Raw genomic sequence first — 14,176 nt, forward strand, 5'->3', positions numbered from 1 at the left:
TGCCTACAGCCCCGGCTTCGCGATCGCATCTGCGAAGGAGCGATCGACGATCTCGGCTGCATCGAGCTTCTGCTTGATCAGACCCCAGCGGAAATAGAGGTCGATCGTGCTCTGCTCGTCCGCAACCACGCCATCGTCGATCGGAGCGATCCGGATCTTTGCGCGAGCCAGCCAGTTCTGCGGCACGGCGGCCGGGATGTTCATCAGCCTGCCCCAGGTCGCGGCATAGCTATCGACGTTGCTCAGCGACCACGCCCGTGCTGCGGTGAGACGTCGGACGAAGTCGGTCAACTCCGCGCGCTTGTCGCGGATCGCGTCCGGCCGCGCCACCTGGAAACTCAGGCCCGGCGTCAGGCCCTCAGAGGTGATGATGCGTCGCGACCTGAACAGCACCTCCTCCTGGCTGACATAGGGCTCCCAGGTCGACCACGCATCAACGGAGCCCTGCGTGTAGGCAATCTTGGCGTCCGAGGGGGCCAGGAATGCGATCTGCACGTCACTCGCACTCCAGCCGTTCTTCTCCAGCGCGGCGAGGATCAGCTGATGGCCAATCGAGCCGCGGCCGGTGGCGATCTTCTTGCCGCGCAGATCGGCGAAGCTCTTGATCGGCGAGCTCTCCGGCACGAGGATCGCGAGGCCCTCGCGCGTCTGGCGGATCGCGGCGATCGCCTTGACCGGCGCGCCGGAGGCGGCGGCGAAGGTGAAGGGCGCATCACCGACGAGCCCGGTCTCGATCGCACCGGCGCTGAGCGCTTCGAGCAGTGGAGCTGCCGCCGGAAACTCCTTCCACTCGATCTTGTAAGGGACGTCCTTGAGCACGCCGGCCGCTTCCATCACGGCCTGTGCATTACCCTTCTGATCTCCGACGCGGAGCGTGGTTTGTGCCGCCGTCAGCCCGACCGAGCCGAGCAGCAGCGCGCCTGCCAGCATGAGACGGATCATTCCGCAGCCTCGCCGCGAACGGCCTGCCGCTTCGCGATCAGCTCGCGCGTCCGCGGGATCAGCTCGCGGCCATACTCGATGGCGTCGATCAGCGGGTCGAAGCCGCGGATCAGGAAATGGCTGATGCCGAGATCGTAATAGTCGCCGAAGACTTCGGAGACCTGCTCGGGAGTACCGACCAGGGCCGTCGTGTTGCTGTTGGCGCCGGTGAGCTTTGCGATCTCCGTCCAGAGCCGCTTGTCGATGCGGCTGCCCTGGTCGGCGAGCGCGAGCAGGCGCCGGGCACCGGCAGTGGCGTGGCCGTCCGCGGGCTTGCGATAGCCGGTCTTGTCCTGGAGCGCGGTGGCGCGCGCCAGAATCTCCTCGGCCTTCTCCCAGGCCTGCTTTTCAGTCGGGGCGATGATCGGCCGCACCGAGAGACTGAAGCGCGGCGTCGGCCGCCCGTGCCGGACGGCCGCGTTGTGGACGCGGGAGGTGATGTCGCGCACCTGCGCATAGGATTCGCCCCACAGCGCAAAAGTGCCGGCGTGCTTGCCGGCCACGTCAATCGCCGCATCCGAAGCGCCGCCGAAATAGATCCGGATGCCCTCCGGACGATAGGGCTTCACCTGCGAGAAGGCGTTCTCGACCTGATAGTACTTGCCCTTATAGCTGAACGGCTTGTCGCTGGACCATTCCAGCTTGAGAACATCGAGAAACTCCGAGGTGCGGGCATAGCGCTCGTCCTTGTCGTCGAGCGTGTTGCCGTCCTGCCGAAGCTCGGTAGCGTTGCCGCCGGTGATGACGTGGAGCGCGACCCTGCCGCGGGAGAACTGATCGAGCACGGCGAACTGCCGCGCCAGCAGCGTCGGCGCGGTGAAGCCGGGCCGCTGCGCGATCAGCACGTTGAGGCGGCTGGTCGTATTGAGCACGTGCTGGGCCACCTGAAGCGCGTCGGGCGTCGTCGAATGAAACGCCAGCAGCGCACGATCGAAGCCGGCGTTCTCGTGCGCCTTCGCCACCGTCTCGATGTGGGTCGGGTTGAGGACCGGTCCTTCGCGGACGACGGTCTCGGACGAATTGTTGTTGCTGATGAAGCCGATGAACTCGATCGACATGATCGTCTCCCTGTTGATGTCCTAGAGGCCGAGTGCGGCGCGGCCGAGACCGACGCGCGTGGAATCGTCCTGTGGCGTGTGCACGCGGCCGCACAGGACGTCGCGATAGTGCCGCTCCAGCGGATTGGTACGGCTGAGGCCGTGATTGCCGGTGAGCGACAACGCATCCTCGACCACGGCGACGGCATTGTTGGTCACCGTCAGCTTGACGGCATTGGACTCGCCGGCGGAAAGCTCGACGCCCTCGTCGACATCGCGGGCGAACGTGTCGATCAGCCGCGCATTGACCGCGAGCCGGGCCTCGATCGCGCCAAGAGTCTCCTGCGCGCGCGGCAGTGTTGCGAGCGGCGCGCCCAGGCTGGCGGGCACGCGCTGTTTCAGGAATGTGATCAGCCAGTCACGTGCGGCGCGGGCGACGCCGTCATAGATCGCGGCGACGAAGACGGCATGGACGGCCGCCTGTGCAAGGTCGGGCGCGCGCCAATCCGCCGGCTTGCGCACGTCGATCTCGGCATCGCGCGGAATCACGACGTCCTCGAAGATCACGTCGTGGCTGCCGCTGGCGCGAAGGCCGTGGTGGTCCCAGGTCTCGACGATGCGCGTGCCCGGCAGGCCTGCCGGCACCAGGAACTGACCGACGCGCGGCTCGGCCTCGTCGGTCCGCGCCCAGACCAGGTACCATTTCAGGATCGGCGATCCCGTCGAATAGATCTTGTGGCCGGTCAGGCTCCAGCCGGTCTCGGTCCGACGCACAATCGTCGCCGGCAGGCCGCCGCGCGCGGGTGAACCGAGCTCCGGCTCGACGCGCAGCGCGTTGATCAGCGCGAGGCCTTCCACACTCTCGCGCGCAAGCTTGCGTGACAGCCGCACCGGCCAGGTCGGGCTGCGTGCCATGACGAGATGATTGATGTAATGCATCGACAGCACTAGCGCGGTCGACGGATCGGCCTTGCCGATGATGCCGATGACGCGCGCGGCGTATCGCGCGCCCGCGCCTGCCCCGCCATGAACGGCTGGCACCGTCAGCGACAACAGGCCCGCCTCGGAGAGCTCGCCAAAATTCTGGAACGGAAAGGTCCCGGTGCGGTCGTGCCCGGCGGCGCGCGCGGCAAAGCCTGCCGCGAGCGTCTCGGTGCGGGCGACGTAGTCGGGCTCGCCATGGACCGTTCGGTCTTCGGCTACGGACGTCACCATGTGGCATCCAACCCCAGCAGACCAAGGATCTGGCGCCGCAGATCGGCCAGATACGGATCTCCGCGATGGCGCGGATATGGACGGTCGACGCGGATGTCGGCCTTCACGCGCGCGGGACGATCGCTGAAGACGATGACTCGGTTGGCAAGCACCAGCGCCTCCTCGGCGTCGTGCGTCACCAGCAGGGTGGTAAAGCCCTTGCGTTGCCAGAGCGAGACGAGCTCGGCCTGCATGGTGATGCGGGTGAGCGAGTCGAGCTTTCCCAGCGGCTCGTCGAGGATCAGGATCTTGGGATCATTGACCAGCGCCCGCGCGAGCGCGACGCGCTGCGCCATGCCGCCGGAGAGCTGGTGCGGATAGGCCTTGCGGAAGGAGGACAGGCCGACGAGATCGAGCGCGGCATCGACGCGGTGACGCTGGCTCTTGAGGATGCCCTGGGCCTCGAGCCCCAGGGCGACGTTGTCCCAGACCGACCGCCAGGGAAACAGGGTCGGGTCCTGGAATACGACCACGCGCGAGGGATGCGGACTTCTGATACGGTCCTCGTCCTCCCGCAGTCTCCCCGCCCTGGGCTTGTCGAGGCCAGCGACCAGCCGCAGCAAGGTCGACTTGCCGCAGCCGGAGGGGCCGAGCAGCGCGACGAACTCGCCGGGCTCGACCGAGATGCTGACGTCGCTCAGCACCGGCAGCTCGGTCCCGTCGATATCGAAGGCATGGCTGACCTGCTCGATGTCGAGCGCGGCGCCGGCGGCCGGATGCGTGGCAATATCGGCCAGGGCTGCCGCTACCATTTCACGGTCCCCTTCTGCCAGACCAGCAAGCGGTCGCGGATCGAAAACAGCAGTGTGATCGCGCCGGAGCAGAGCAGCGACATCACGATCAGTGCCGCGTACATGTTGGCGTAGGCCGCCCAGCCCTGCGCCCACTGCAGGTACCAGCCGAGCCCGGCCTTGACGCCGATCATCTCGGCGACGACGAGCACGGCGAAGGACGAGCCGAGCCCCATGAACAGGCCGACGAAGACGTGCGGCAATGCGGCGGGGATCGCGACCTTCAACACCAGGAAGGACGGCTTTGCGCCCAGTGTGCGCGCGACGTCGTAATAGGCGTTGCTGACGCTCGCGACGCCCGACCAGGTCAGCACCGTGACGGGAAAGCCCGTCGCCAGCGCGATCAGGAAGGTCGAGGCGCTCCAGCTCGAGGGGAAGGTGAAAAAGGCGATCGGGAGCCAGGCGGTCGCCGGCAGCGGACCGATGAAGCGCAGCACCGGGTGCACCCAATAGCCGACCGCACGCGACCAGCCGATCGAGACGCCGGTCAGGAAGCCGACCGTCGCGCCGATCAGATAGCCGCCGAGTTGAAGCTTCACGGACGCAAGGACGCTGTCGAGCAGCTTTGACAAGTCGTCGGTGTAGACCTCGATGATCGCCTGCGGCGGCGGAAAGAACGGCAGCGGCAGCCAGGCGAACTTTGCGGTCGCGACCTCCCAAACCGTCAGGAACGCACCGAGCGCGACGAGCCACGGCGCCCGCTTGTGCAACGCTCGTCCCGCCGCGCCGAGATAGTCGGCGCCGACGGTCCCGAACAGCGCGATGGCAGCAATGACGAAGGCCACGATGCCGAGCGAATGCGTGCGCGACCAGTCGCCGACGTCCGCCCACCACAGGCAGGAGAGGCCGAAGGCGATCCAGACGACGCTGGCGAGAAAGCCGACGCCGGACTGCCGGACCCAATTCGCGAGCAGCGGCGCGCGCGAAAGCCGCGGCGCGCCGGAGGAAAGCCCGTCAGACAGCGAATACGTCGACATAGATGCGCTCCGCGAATTTTGCCGTGTCGGTGCTCTGCTTGAAGACCTGCACGCTCTTGAGATCGTCGGCATAGGCCTTGAGCTCGCGCTTCAAGATCTCGCCGACGGGATGATGATGGTGGGTGTGGTAGCGCACCATGCCCTCGATATCGGCGAGCGTCGCCGCTTTCGGCGCGTAGGGCTGGAACGACTTCGCCGCGACGGACGAATTTTGCGAAGTGAACATCGCCGCATCGAGCAGCGCCTGGGTGATGGCGCGGGCGACCTGCGGCTCCTCGCGCACCAGGCTGCCGCGCAGGCCGAGGATGCAGCAGCTCTTCTCGCGGTATTCGCCGTCGAGGTTGGACGCGACTTCCTTGTATTGCGTGTCCTTGAGCCAGAGATAGGCGAGCGGATCTGACGAGAGGAAGGCCTGCACCTCGCCCTTCTCCACGGCGACGTTGAGCAGATTGCCGGGATAGGCACGCCAGTCCACGTCCTTCACCGGATCAATGCCGAGCTTCGCCAACTGGATCGAAAAGAAATTCTTGTCGGGACCTGCGAGATCACCGACCGCAACGATCTTGCCCTTGAGGTCGGCTAGCTTGGCGACGCCGGAATCGGTGCGCGACAGCACGCGCATGCAGCCGCCATGGGTGCCCGCGGCGATCTTGACGTCGAAGCCCTGTTCCAGCGGCTTCAGCCAGCGCAGCGCCATGCCGAGGCCGGCATCGCTCTTTCCTGTCGCAATCGCCTCAAGCAGCTGGTCGGTCGATCCGGAATAGTTGACGAGTTCGACGTCGAGATTGTGCTTCTGGAAGAAGCCGTGCTCGATGGCGACCGGCACCGGCGCGAGACAGACGGCGCCGGCGTTCCACGACAGCTTCAGCTTGCGCGGCGCGCCGGTGAGCGCGGGCGCATTCGATGCCGTCCGGCACAGCGGAAATTCCGAGAAGTCGACGCCCGGCGCGATTCCGCGCGGCACGAAGGCCTGCGCTCCCAGTGCACCGAGCGGCGCGGCGAAGGCCGCGGCAAGCCCCGCCTGCAGCAGATAACGGCGGTCGAGGCTCGCTCCGCTGCGCTTGTCGTCATTCTTCATCAGCCCCTGGCTCCTGCGCTGGCACGACTCCGCCGTCTGCGCAACGGCTCGCGTTGCGCATGTTCCGGGCGGAGCTGCGTTGAGAGAAGATTTTTCCGTCGGCGTTTTGCGCGCCGCGTTGATGCGATGCTCAAATCATGCGGCGCGTTTGCCGTACCGTCAATGAAATGGATTTTCGAATGTTGCGCGAAGGAAAGTCATTCTCTCCATCGGTGGATGCGGGAGCGATGAAACGATTTCGCCCGCGCATCGGTCAACGGAGCGTAGCGCGACTATCGCCATCCTGCTCCATTCCTGCGCATCGTCGGCCATGTACGCCACACGTTCTCAAAAGCGACGATTCTCTGAAACGTCATTGCCTGGAGCACCCGCAATAAGGTTGGCCATTTCATTGACGGCGCATCGCGCGCTCATAGACTCGATGGTTTCGCAGCATCGCTGGCTCCGCGTCGTGAGCCAGCTAACAAGACAGGCCATATGAGCATCAACTCCCACGACCATTCCATCACCCGCCGGCTCGCAGTATCGCTGTTCGCCGCCGCCATCACGTTGTCGACGGCTGCCATGGCCTTCGCCGCGGACGCGGTCGTGCTTCGCGTCGGCGACCAGAAGGGCGGCAACCGCTCGCTGCTCGAAATATCCGGCTACGCGAAGGACCTGCCCTACAAGATCGAGTGGTCGGAATTCCCTGCAGCCGCGCCGATCCTCGAGGCGCTCAACGCCGGCGCGCTGGACGTCGGATACACCGGCGACCTCTCCTTCCTCTCGGTCTACGCCGCCGGCGCGCCGATCAAGGCGATCGGCGGCACGCGCTCGGATGCGAAGACACAGGCCATCCTGGTGCGCCAGGATTCGTCGATCAGGTCGGCCGCCGACCTCAAGGGCAAACGCCTCGCCGGCACGCGCGGCGGCTGGGGTCAGTTCCTGATCGACGCGACGCTGGAGAAGGCGCAGATCAAGCTCGAGGATGCGACCTTCGCGCCGCTCGGTCCCGTCGACGCCAAGATCGCGCTGGTCGCAGGCTCGATCGACGCCTGGGCGGTGTGGGAGCCCTACGTCTCGTTCGCGACATTGAAGGACAAGGCCCGCGTGATCGCCGACGGCGAAGGCCTGACGCCGACCATCACCTTCATCGTCGCTTCCGATCACGCCATCGCCGCCAAGCGCGCGGCGGTGCAGGATCTCGTGCAGCGTTTGAACAAGGCGCGGCTATGGTCGCTCGATCACCTCGGCGAATACGCCAGGAACACGGCCGAGCTGACCAGGCTGCCGGAGGACGTACTGCTGTCGGCCTACACCGCGCAGCGCACCAGCCCGATCGTGATCGACGATAACGTGGTAAAGGAGGTGCAGGAGGCCTCCGACCGCTCGACGCGTTACGGCATCCTGCCGAAGAAGCTCGACGTTAGCCAAGCCGTCGACCGCAGCTTCACCGCGGCGGCCGCGGGATCGAACTAGGTGGAGGCGGCGGGATGCGTGGGCTTCGCCTCAAGCCCGGCCCATTGCATCTCGCCGCGATCGTGCTCATGCATCTGGCATGCATGAGCTTGATCGTGTGGCTCTCGTTCTAGCCGCGGTGCTTACCAATATCTGCGGTAATAGTGCCGGGGATAGGCACGGTACGGCCGGTAATAGCCATAGCTGTAATACGGACGATAGGGCCGATAGTATCGCGGATAGGCATAGGCCGGCGCGTAGCCATAACCGCCGTAATATGCCGGGGCGTAGCCATAGCCGTAGCCCGGATATCCATAGCCGCCATAGTACGGGCGACCATAATAGCCGTAGCCGTAGCCATAAGGCGCGCCGCTGGCGATGGCGCCGCCGATGATCGCGCCGGCGGCGAGACCACCAAGGGCAAATCCCCAGCCGCCACCGCGCCAATGCACCTGCGTGACATCGTCGCCGGCCGCAGCCTTCATCGTCGCAACGTTGGTCGGCATCGGGCCCGCCGTGGCCTGCCCGATTTGGCCTGCCATGACCACGCCGGCCAGCGAGCAGGCAATTGCCGTCTTCCAGATCCTCATCGTCTTACTCCCTGTCTGACCTTTCGCTTGGAGAAGGATCGCAGCGTCATGATCGGGCATCCTTGCGCCAAGTCAAAGCCTGGAATTTGCGTGCACCGCACAAGACGCATGCCTCCGTTCTGATCAACCGGTGCCCACCGAAGCTTGACGAGCTCGCCTCGTGCGACACCGGCGCGACGGCGCCTGAGGCCCGAACACCCGGAAAGCATTAAGCTTCCGTGCATCCGCAACCAACAACCACCTTCCCGATTTACTATTCGTGCCATTACTATCGGTTCCAATGTGCGCGGCCGGGAGGCTTCTCGCGAGCGCCAGAGTTGTGGGAGGATGACATGAGTGCCGCGAGACCCGAGCCGCTTGCCCGTCAGGCGCTGGCGTTCGTCCTGGCCGGCGGGCGCGGCAGCCGGCTCCTGGAGCTGACCGACCGGCGTGCCAAGCCCGCGGTTTATTTCGGCGGCAAGTCCCGCATCATCGATTTTGCGCTGTCGAACGCCGTGAACTCGGGCATCCGCCGCATCGCGGTCGCGACCCAATACAAGGCTCACAGCCTGATCCGGCATCTTCAGATGGGCTGGAACTTCTTCCGCCCCGAACGCAACGAGAGTTTTGATATCCTTCCCGCCAGCCAGCGCGTCTCCGAGACCATGTGGTATGTCGGCACGGCGGACGCGGTGTACCAGAACATCGACATCATCGAATCTCACGCCTGCCGCTTCATCGTGGTGCTGGCCGGCGACCACATCTATAAGATGGACTACGAGCTGATGCTGCGCCAGCACGTCGAGAGTGGTGCCGACGTCACCGTCGGCTGCCTCGAAATGCCGCGGACGGAATCCTCCGGCTTCGGCATCATGCATATTGACGAAAACGGCTGGATCCAGGCGTTCCTGGAGAAGCCGAAAGATCCGCCGTCGATGCCGGGCAAGCCGGACGTCTCGCTCGCCAGCATGGGCATCTACGTATTCGACGCGAAGTTCCTGTTCGACCAGCTCAAGCGCGACGCCGAGGATCCGAACTCGAACCACGACTTCGGCAAGGACATCATTCCCTACATCGTCAAGAACGGCCGCGCGATGGCGCACCAGTACTCGACCTCCTGCGTCCGCTCCGGCAGCGACCCCCGCGCCTATTGGCGCGACGTCGGCACGGTCGATGCCTACTGGGCGGCCAATATCGACCTCACCGACGTCGTGCCCGAGCTCGACCTGTTCGATCGCGCCTGGCCGATCTGGTCCTATGCCGAGATCACGCCGCCCGCGAAATTCGTCCACGACGAGGAGAGCCGGCGCGGTCAGGCGGTGAGCTCGCTGGTCTCCGGCGGCTGCATCATCTCCGGCGCCTCGCTGCGCCGCTCACTGCTGTTCACCGGCGTGCGCATCAACTCCTTCGCCAACGTCGAGAACGCCGTGATCATGCCCTATGTGAATGTCGGTCGCGGTGCCCACTTGAGGAACGTCGTCATCGATCGCGGTGTCGAGATTCCGGAAGGCCTCGTCGTCGGCGAGGATCCCGAGTTCGACGGAAGGCGCTTTCGCACTACCGAGCAGGGAATCTCGCTGATCACCCAGCCGATGATCGACAGGCTCAATACATGACGCCTGTTCGCGTCCTCGCGGTCGCCTCTGAAGTCTATCCTCTCGTCAAGACCGGTGGCCTTGCGGATGTCGCCGGCGCGCTGCCGGTTGCGCTCAAGGCGCATGGCGTCGAGATGCGCACCTTGATGCCCGGCTATCCCGACGTGATGCGCCTGGTCTCGGGCGCGGAGGAACTCCGGAGCTGGCCGGATTATTTCGGCGGCCCCGGCCGGCTGCTGGCGGGCTCGTATGACGGGCTCGACCTGTTCGTGCTCGACGTGCCGCATCTCTATGCCCGGCCCGGCAACCCCTATGTCACCGCTGAAGGCATCGACTGGCCCGACAATGGTGTGCGCTTCGCGGCGCTGTCGCGCGTCGCCGCCGATATCGGCCACGGCCTCGTTCCGGCGTTCGTGCCCGATATCGTGCACGCCCATGACTGGCAGGCCGGGCTGGCGCCGGCCTATCTGCACTACGACGATCGTCCGCGGCCCGGCACCGTGATGACCATCCACAACATGGCCTATCAGGGCAAGTTCGCTCCCGAGCTGATCGGATCAATCGGCCTGCCCTGGCACTCCTTCAACGCCAACGAACTGGAATATTTCGGCGGCATCAGCTTCTTGAAGGCCGGCCTGCGATTCGCCGATCGCATCACCACGGTATCGCCGACCTACGCGAAGGAAATTCAGAGCGACGAAGGCGGCATGGGGCTCGGCGGTCTGCTTCGTGAACGATCCGGCGTGCTGAGCGGCATTCTCAATGGCATCGACATATCGGTGTGGAATCCGCAGGAAGATCCGCACATCGCCTACCGCTTCGGCGCGGAGGACCTGACGTTCCGGGCCGCGAACAAGGCGGTGCTGCAGCAGCAGTTCAACCTCGATTCCTCCGACGAGGCGCCGCTGCTCGGCGTCATCAGCCGGCTGTCGTGGCAGAAGGGGCTCGATCTCCTGCTCGAGGCCATTCCGACCATTTTGCGCGAAGGCATGCAGCTCGCACTGCTCGGTAGCGGCGACCGCGATCTGCAGGATCGTTATCAGGCTGCGGCCCGCGCCAACCCCGGCCGGATCGGCGTCGCGATCGGGTATGACGAGATTCTGGCGCATCTGATCCAGGCCGGTTCGGACGCCCTCGTCGTTCCTTCGCGGTTCGAGCCGTGCGGCCTGACCCAGCTCTGCGCGCTGCGCTATGGCGCCGTGCCGATCGTCTCCCGCGTCGGCGGCCTCGAGGACACCATCGTCGACATCGGCGAGGCCGATGCGTCCGGCCACGATGCCACGGGATTCAAGTTCGGCCCCGTGACGGCGGATGCCCTCGCCGGCACGCTGCGCAAGGCCAACACCGTCTTCCACGACAAGCTGACCTGGCGCCGGCTGCAACGAAATGGGCTTGCGACCGACGTCTCCTGGCGCAATCGCGCCGGCGACTATGCCGCGCTTTATCGCCGCCTCACGACGGCCCGCGCGTGAGGCGTGGTCGAATCCATGCTATAGAGGCGGCCATGGACCCCTTCGCGATCAAGCTGCTCGGCTTCGCCGCCGCCACCTGCACCACCGTCGCCTACGCGCCGCAGTTCATCAAGGTCTGGAAGACCCGCTCGGCGCGCGACATTTCTCTCGGCATGTTCCTGGTCATGGTGCTGGGCCTGGCGCTCTGGCTCGTCTACGGCCTGCTCTCCGGCGATGCCCCCCTGGTCGCCGCCAACGCCGTGACCATGGTGCTCGCCGGCGGCATCCTCTTCATGAAGCTGAGATACGGGTGAGGCCATCTTCGCCTCTCCCCGCAAGCGGGGCGAGGGACAAGACCAGTCACCCAAACACATACGACGCCATTGCCACGTTCGCGACCTCGTCGACGAAGACGCGGCGTCCGACGTCGCTGCCGGCAGCACCGGCCGCCACCATCAGCGGCAGCAGATGGTCCTCGCGCGGATGCGCAAGGCGTGCGCTCGGTGCATTCTCCCACTCGACCAGCATCGCGTTGCGGCGCGCCGCATCCGGGTTGCTGATCGCCTCGTTCAGATAGGCCTCGAAGTCGTACGAGACCGGCTTGGACTCCGGCCGGTTGAAGCCGCGCATGTTGTGATAGGTGAGCCCGCTGCCGATGATCAGGATGCCGGCGTCGCGCAGCGGAGCGATCGCCTGTCCCACCTTGATGTGCTCGGCCGCATCGTAGCTCGACTTCAGCGACAGCAGCACGATCGGCATGTCGGCGTTCGGATACATCAGCCCGAGCGGCACGAAGGTGCCGTGATCGAAACCCTGGTCGGGATCCTCCCGGCAATCGAGACCGGCGCGTGCGAGCAGCGCCTTCACATCCGCGGCGAGCTCGGGCTTGCCGGGCGCCGGATATTTCAGCTGATAGGTATGCTCGGGGAAACCGTAGTAGTCGTACACCATCGGAGGATGCGGCGAGGTCGACACGGTGAAGGCATCGGCCTCCCAATGTCCGGTGATGACGAGCACGGCCTTCGGTCTCTCGGGGAGAAGCTGCGGCAGACGACCGAACGCCTCGGCGGTCCTGGCATATTGCACGCGCCTGTCCTCCATGAAGGGCCAGGGGCCCCCGCCATGCGACAGGAAGAGGGTCGGAAATCGCGTCATGGGGCTCGTCTCGTTGACAGCGGGCGCGGGCGTACTGTCCGCACGATCCGCGGTGAGCATAGGCAAAGCAGCATGGTTAGCAAGCCGTTAACGATTTGCCGCTCAGAATCCCCGCCGTGGCCGAAGGAGTCGGCCTGAAGACAAGTGAGACGTGAGATGAGGAAGTTTGCGCTGGGGGACGTCGTCAACAGTGACAAGGGCCGCCGCGGTGTCGTCCGCGCCGCCTTCAAGTCGAGGGAAGGCCAGCAGTTCTACGCCGTCGAGAAGGACGGCGCGATGGACTATCTGGAGGAAGACCGGCTGACGCCGGCACCCCGCGTCGAACTCGCGGCGTAAATCCAATTCATTTGCTGTCCTCACCGGCCAGCCGATCGAGACGCTCCGCCAGCGGATCGTCTTCGCTCGCGATCCGGTCGTTCGTGATCAGCAGCAGGCGATCGCCGCCCGCCGCGTCCCAGCGTGGCAGGTCGGGACCGTTGGGATCGCCGCTTCTCGCGAAATTGATCCAGTAGGCGCGCATGCGGCTCGCGACGGCGCGATCACGTCGCGACAAGATGCCGGCGCCGGGCACGCCTTCCGCACCGAAGATGAACTGCAACTCCCGCCCGTGGCCAGCTTCCGGATTCGCCCGCCGGGCCTCCGGCACATAGGCGAAGCGATAGCGAAACGTCGGCGCACCACTTGCGACGTGCAGGCGAGCCAGCAATCGCACCGGCTCCGAGAAGACCTTGTCGGTGTAGAACCTTGCCGCGAGATCCGAGGATCTGGCGAGGCCCGGATAGAGCTTGCGCAGTTCGCCGCTTGGAATGCCGGACGACGCAAGCTCCTTCTTGATGTCGATCTCATTGTCCAGACCCGTCTCGTCGTCGTTCGACCCGATGATCAGGGGAATGCGACCTTGACGTCCGGCCGTGAAGCCCGGGGCGAGATCCTCGGTCACCACACGCCCATCCATCATCGGCGCGAAGCTGCGCGGCGACTTCTCCAGCAATTGCTGTTCGGCGGCCAGCACACGCCGCGGCTCGGCTGCGCGCAAACCTGCCTCCCGTCCAAGCGCGGCCACGAACTGCCGGCCGATGGCCTCCGCCTCTTGCACTGAGCGCAGGCGCGCACGAGCGGGCACCGATTGCAGAATGGCTTTCTGGAAGAGGTCGCGCGATTGCACAGACAGCATCAGGAGCGCGACCGACGTCGCGCCTGCACCGCTGCCAAACAAGGTGACGTTGCCCGGATCGCCGCCGAAGGCCGCGATGTTGTCGCGCACCCAATGCAGCGCGGCGATCTGGTCCATCAGGCCGTAATTGCCGCCGCCGTCCGAAAGCGCGGGATGAACGAGCCAGCCGAGCGCGCCGAGGCGATAATTCACGGTGACCACGATGAGGCCCGCCTGCGCCAGCTTGGCGCCATTGAACAGCGGATCGTTCGCCGTGCCCGAGACGAAGCCGCCGCCATGGATGAACACCATCACCGGCAATGGGCCGTCGACCCCGAAGGGACGGAACACGTTCAGTGTCAGGCAATCCTCGCTCGCATCCTGCAGCGACGGTTGAAGGCACGGCGCACCGTAGTCGTAGGCGGTGCGCATCTCCGAGCTTTCGGCCGTCGGCTGCGGCGCGCGCCAGCGCAACGCGCCGACCGGCGGCGCCGCGTAAGCCAGCCCCTTGAAGGACGCCACCTCGCCTTCCACGGCGCCGAGCATCTGACCTTCACGCGTCAACGCGAATGGAAACTGTCCGACCGGCTGAGCCTCAGCCGATCGTGCGCAACACAGGATTGCGCAAGCCGCAACGAGTGCAAGCAAAGACCGCATCTTCGAAGATCTCGATGAAGGATCCCGGGCAGGTTATGTCC

Annotated in this window: 14 protein-coding genes; 5 read left to right on the forward strand and 9 right to left on the reverse strand. The window is 65.6% G+C overall.

The window, feature by feature from the left end:
• Positions 1-3: 3 nt before the first annotated feature.
• The 6 genes from FJV43_RS08780 to FJV43_RS08805 are packed head-to-tail and all read right to left on the reverse strand — an operon-like array spanning position 4 to position 6,118.
• Positions 4-942 (reverse strand): ABC transporter substrate-binding protein, encoded by a 939-nt coding sequence (locus FJV43_RS08780; RefSeq protein WP_239626230.1) that lies wholly within the window; start codon positions 940-942, stop codon positions 4-6.
• Complete coding sequence (locus FJV43_RS08785) at positions 939-2,039, reverse strand: LLM class flavin-dependent oxidoreductase (RefSeq protein ID WP_239626231.1); 1,101 nt, start codon at positions 2,037-2,039, stop codon at positions 939-941. Before FJV43_RS08785 ends, FJV43_RS08780 begins: the two co-directional genes overlap by 4 nt.
• Before the next feature lie 21 nt (positions 2,040-2,060).
• Positions 2,061-3,233 (reverse strand): acyl-CoA dehydrogenase family protein, encoded by a 1,173-nt coding sequence (locus FJV43_RS08790; protein ID WP_239626233.1) that lies wholly within the window; start codon positions 3,231-3,233, stop codon positions 2,061-2,063.
• Positions 3,227-4,024: an ABC transporter ATP-binding protein gene (locus tag FJV43_RS08795; protein WP_239626235.1), complete on the reverse strand. Its 798-nt coding sequence runs from the start codon at positions 4,022-4,024 to the stop codon at positions 3,227-3,229. Before FJV43_RS08795 ends, FJV43_RS08790 begins: the two co-directional genes overlap by 7 nt.
• Positions 4,018-5,040 carry an ABC transporter permease subunit gene (locus tag FJV43_RS08800; RefSeq protein WP_239626237.1) on the reverse strand — a complete coding sequence of 341 codons (1,023 nt, stop codon included), beginning with the start codon at positions 5,038-5,040 and terminating at the stop codon, positions 4,018-4,020. The genes FJV43_RS08795 and FJV43_RS08800 overlap by 7 nt, the downstream gene beginning before the upstream one ends.
• Positions 5,018-6,118 carry an ABC transporter substrate-binding protein gene (locus FJV43_RS08805; protein ID WP_239626239.1) on the reverse strand — a complete coding sequence of 367 codons (1,101 nt, stop codon included), beginning with the start codon at positions 6,116-6,118 and terminating at the stop codon, positions 5,018-5,020. The genes FJV43_RS08800 and FJV43_RS08805 overlap by 23 nt, the downstream gene beginning before the upstream one ends.
• A 477-nt stretch (positions 6,119-6,595) precedes the next feature.
• Between FJV43_RS08805 and FJV43_RS08810 the strand changes: the two genes are divergently transcribed.
• A complete protein-coding gene (locus FJV43_RS08810; protein WP_239626241.1) occupies positions 6,596-7,576 on the forward strand; it encodes an ABC transporter substrate-binding protein in 981 nt (326 codons plus the stop codon).
• Between the two features lie 122 nt (positions 7,577-7,698).
• Here the strand turns inward: FJV43_RS08810 and FJV43_RS08815 are convergent, their stop codons facing one another.
• Entirely contained in the window at positions 7,699-8,145 is a 447-nt protein-coding gene (locus FJV43_RS08815) for a hypothetical protein (RefSeq protein ID WP_239626242.1), read from the reverse strand.
• 332 nt (positions 8,146-8,477) lie between these two features.
• Here FJV43_RS08815 and glgC point away from each other — a divergent pair, with 332 nt between their 5' ends.
• From glgC to FJV43_RS08830, 3 genes are read left to right on the forward strand one after another with little or no spacing between them, the layout of a single operon-like run.
• The gene (gene glgC, locus FJV43_RS08820; RefSeq protein WP_239626244.1) at positions 8,478-9,740 is read left to right on the forward strand and encodes a glucose-1-phosphate adenylyltransferase; all 1,263 of its coding nucleotides are present in this window, start codon (positions 8,478-8,480) and stop codon (positions 9,738-9,740) included.
• Positions 9,737-11,191 carry a glycogen synthase GlgA gene (gene glgA / locus FJV43_RS08825; protein WP_239626246.1) on the forward strand — a complete coding sequence of 485 codons (1,455 nt, stop codon included), beginning with the start codon at positions 9,737-9,739 and terminating at the stop codon, positions 11,189-11,191. Before glgC ends, glgA begins: the two co-directional genes overlap by 4 nt.
• 32 nt (positions 11,192-11,223) lie before the next feature.
• Positions 11,224-11,484 (forward strand): SemiSWEET transporter, encoded by a 261-nt coding sequence (locus FJV43_RS08830; RefSeq protein ID WP_239626247.1) that lies wholly within the window; start codon positions 11,224-11,226, stop codon positions 11,482-11,484.
• A 46-nt stretch (positions 11,485-11,530) separates the two neighbouring features.
• Here the strand turns inward: FJV43_RS08830 and FJV43_RS08835 are convergent, their stop codons facing one another.
• Positions 11,531-12,325, reverse strand: a complete 795-nt coding sequence (locus FJV43_RS08835) for a class III extradiol ring-cleavage dioxygenase (protein ID WP_239626249.1) — start codon at positions 12,323-12,325, stop codon at positions 11,531-11,533.
• Positions 12,326-12,481: 156 nt separating this feature from the next.
• On the opposite strand from FJV43_RS08835, the gene FJV43_RS08840 reads away from it, so the two are divergent.
• On the forward strand, positions 12,482-12,661 hold the full coding sequence (locus FJV43_RS08840) for a hypothetical protein (protein ID WP_035669098.1): 180 nt from the start codon (positions 12,482-12,484) through the stop codon (positions 12,659-12,661).
• A gap of 7 nt (positions 12,662-12,668) precedes the next feature.
• Here FJV43_RS08840 and FJV43_RS08845 read toward each other — a convergent pair whose 3' ends face one another.
• Positions 12,669-14,135, reverse strand: coding sequence for a carboxylesterase family protein (locus FJV43_RS08845; protein ID WP_239626251.1), 1,467 nt, complete (start codon positions 14,133-14,135; stop codon positions 12,669-12,671).
• Between the last annotated feature and the right edge of the window lie 41 nt (positions 14,136-14,176).

The organism is Bradyrhizobium sp. I71, from assembly GCF_022354745.1.
Taxonomy (GTDB): domain Bacteria; phylum Pseudomonadota; class Alphaproteobacteria; order Rhizobiales; family Xanthobacteraceae; genus Bradyrhizobium; species Bradyrhizobium liaoningense.

What these genes read in the sequence shown, in the direction of transcription:
- FJV43_RS08780 (WP_239626230.1), bottom strand. Translation starts at nt 942, where the DNA reads ATGATCCGTCTCATGCTGGCAGGCGCGCTGCTGCTCGGCTCGGTCGGG.
- FJV43_RS08785 (WP_239626231.1), bottom strand. Translation starts at nt 2,039, where the DNA reads ATGTCGATCGAGTTCATCGGCTTCATCAGCAACAACAATTCGTCCGAG.
- FJV43_RS08790 (WP_239626233.1), bottom strand. Translation starts at nt 3,233, where the DNA reads ATGGTGACGTCCGTAGCCGAAGACCGAACGGTCCATGGCGAGCCCGAC.
- FJV43_RS08795 (WP_239626235.1), bottom strand. Translation starts at nt 4,024, where the DNA reads ATGGTAGCGGCAGCCCTGGCCGATATTGCCACGCATCCGGCCGCCGGC.
- FJV43_RS08800 (WP_239626237.1), bottom strand. Translation starts at nt 5,040, where the DNA reads ATGTCGACGTATTCGCTGTCTGACGGGCTTTCCTCCGGCGCGCCGCGG.
- FJV43_RS08805 (WP_239626239.1), bottom strand. Translation starts at nt 6,118, where the DNA reads ATGAAGAATGACGACAAGCGCAGCGGAGCGAGCCTCGACCGCCGTTAT.
- FJV43_RS08810 (WP_239626241.1), top strand. Translation starts at nt 6,596, where the DNA reads ATGAGCATCAACTCCCACGACCATTCCATCACCCGCCGGCTCGCAGTA.
- FJV43_RS08815 (WP_239626242.1), bottom strand. Translation starts at nt 8,145, where the DNA reads ATGAGGATCTGGAAGACGGCAATTGCCTGCTCGCTGGCCGGCGTGGTC.
- glgC (WP_239626244.1), top strand. Translation starts at nt 8,478, where the DNA reads ATGAGTGCCGCGAGACCCGAGCCGCTTGCCCGTCAGGCGCTGGCGTTC.
- glgA (WP_239626246.1), top strand. Translation starts at nt 9,737, where the DNA reads ATGACGCCTGTTCGCGTCCTCGCGGTCGCCTCTGAAGTCTATCCTCTC.
- FJV43_RS08830 (WP_239626247.1), top strand. Translation starts at nt 11,224, where the DNA reads ATGGACCCCTTCGCGATCAAGCTGCTCGGCTTCGCCGCCGCCACCTGC.
- FJV43_RS08835 (WP_239626249.1), bottom strand. Translation starts at nt 12,325, where the DNA reads ATGACGCGATTTCCGACCCTCTTCCTGTCGCATGGCGGGGGCCCCTGG.
- FJV43_RS08840 (WP_035669098.1), top strand. Translation starts at nt 12,482, where the DNA reads ATGAGGAAGTTTGCGCTGGGGGACGTCGTCAACAGTGACAAGGGCCGC.
- FJV43_RS08845 (WP_239626251.1), bottom strand. Translation starts at nt 14,135, where the DNA reads ATGCGGTCTTTGCTTGCACTCGTTGCGGCTTGCGCAATCCTGTGTTGC.